This window comes from Dietzia maris (genome assembly GCF_014144855.1).
Lineage (GTDB): Bacteria > Actinomycetota > Actinomycetes > Mycobacteriales > Mycobacteriaceae > Dietzia > Dietzia kunjamensis.
Genome location: NZ_JAALDN010000541.1, coordinates 1 through 1,986 on the forward strand (window position 1 = coordinate 1; position 1,986 = coordinate 1,986).

General features: G+C 67.7%; 1 protein-coding gene. It reads right to left on the reverse strand.

From position 1 onward, the window contains the following. Positions 1-1,636 (reverse strand): AMP-binding protein (locus tag G6024_RS15960; RefSeq protein ID WP_159149150.1); only part of this gene is annotated, 1,636 nt, incomplete at its 3' end. Positions 1,637-1,986: the final 350 nt, after the last annotated feature.

Genomic DNA, 1,986 nt, shown 5'->3' on the forward strand with positions numbered 1-1,986 from the left:
GCTCCTTGGCCCACTTGTAGTCGGCCTTGCCCGCGGGCGAGCGTCGGATCTCGGTGACGTCGACGATCACCTTGGGGACCTTGTAGTTCGCCAGGGACTCGCGCAGGAACGCCGAGAGCTCCTCCTGCTCGGCCGACATGCCCTCGCGGAACGACACGACCGCGGCGACCTTCTGGCCGTACCGCTCGTCGGGAGCACCGGCGACCAGCGCGTCATGGACGGCCGGGTGCGCCTTGAGCGCCTGCTCGACCTCCTCCGGGAACACCTTCTCGCCACCGGTGTTGATGCAACCCGAGCCGCGGCCCAGGAAGACGATGGTCCCGTCCTCGCGGATCTGGCCCATGTCACCGAGCACCGCCACCCGCTGGCCACCGACCTCCGGGAAGGTCTTGGCGGTCTTCTCCGGATCGTTCCAATAGCCGAGGGGGACGTGGCCGCGTCGGACGATGTACCCGACCTCGTCCGACCCGGGCGTGATCGGACGGTTCGACTCGTCGATCACCCCGAGGCGCGGGGTGGGGGCCAGGAGCATCTCACCCTGCTCGTTGAGGTTCATCTCGCCGTCGTTGCCGGTCTCGGACGCGCCGAAGTTGTCGCGGATGATGACGTTCGGGAACGCCTCGATCAGCCGGTCGCGGGAGGTCTTGGACCAGATGCCGCCGCCGGACGCGACCATGAACATGGCGCTGAAGTCCTTGGTCTCCTTGGCCGCGAGCAGGGCATCGGTGATCGGGACCGCCATGCCGTCGCCGACGAACATCAGCAGCTGGGCCTTGTACTCGGCGGTCGCGTCCACGATCACCTCGGCGTCGAAGTCGCGGAACATGACCAGGTGGCCGCCCAGGTTGACGAAGGTCAGCAGGGTGAACAGGCCGGCGCCGTGCATGAGCGGGGCCGAGATGACGATCTTGAAACCGCCCTCGGGCGAGACGTTGTCCGCGACCTCCTGCGGGCTGTGCCGCTTGTCGCCGTACGGGTTACCGCCGGACAGGCACGCGTAGTAGTAGTCCGACATGTGCCACTGGACGCCCTTGGGGAACCCGGTGGTGCCGCCCGTGTAGACGATCCAGTGGTCGTCGCCGCGCACGGGATCGAAGTCGCGCTCCGCGGACTGTCCCGGCAGCTCGGCGTCCACGTCGACGACCGTCAGGCCGTTCTCGGCGCAGGCGTCGGCGAGGACCTGCGGGACGCCACCCACGACGAGGACCGTGCGGGCGGTCTCGAGCTTGGGCACGGCGGCGGCCATGGTCTCCGCGAACTCCGCGTCGACCAGGACGGCGACCGACTGCGAGTCGTTGAACAGGTAGACCAGCTCGGCCGGGGTGTAGCGGTAGTTGACGTTGATCCCGGCCACCCGGATCTTCATGGCCGCGACGATGGCCGCCATGTGCTCGGCGCTGTTCTTCATGTACAGCGCGATATGGCTCTGCGGCTCCGCACCGTGGGCCTTGAGGAGATGACCCATCCGATTGGCGAGCTCGTCGATCTGACGGTAGGTGTAGTCGACCCCGTCCATCGTGAGCAGGAGGTTGTCCGGGATCTTGTCGGCCACGGCCTCGAAGACGGCGGCCTCGTTCATCTCCGGATTGGTCCCGGCGAGGGGATCGGTGGACTGGTCGGCTGCTGCATCAGTCATCGGGCGGGTCCTTTGCACGCGGGGGCTAACTGTGTCGTCTCTCACATTGTGACCTGAACTTGTTCTCATGTCCAGACGCCGGTCTGACCTGCGCCGATCTCAGATTGCTGGAACAGGTTCTATTCACTATAGGCGGCCGCACCGGCAGGTCGCTGCAGCGGTGGGGCCGGGGAGGGCCTACATTGCGAACATGAGCGGATCACGGTCCAGAAATCCCGGCCCGCCGTACGACGGCGGTCTCCGGCTGCCGCGTTCGACGGGGTCGGGTGACGTGCCGCAGGATGGCCGTCGCTCGTCGGCGCGGGAGGCCGACCGGCCCTCGCGGCGGCGCGGCCCGACCCTGCACGGCC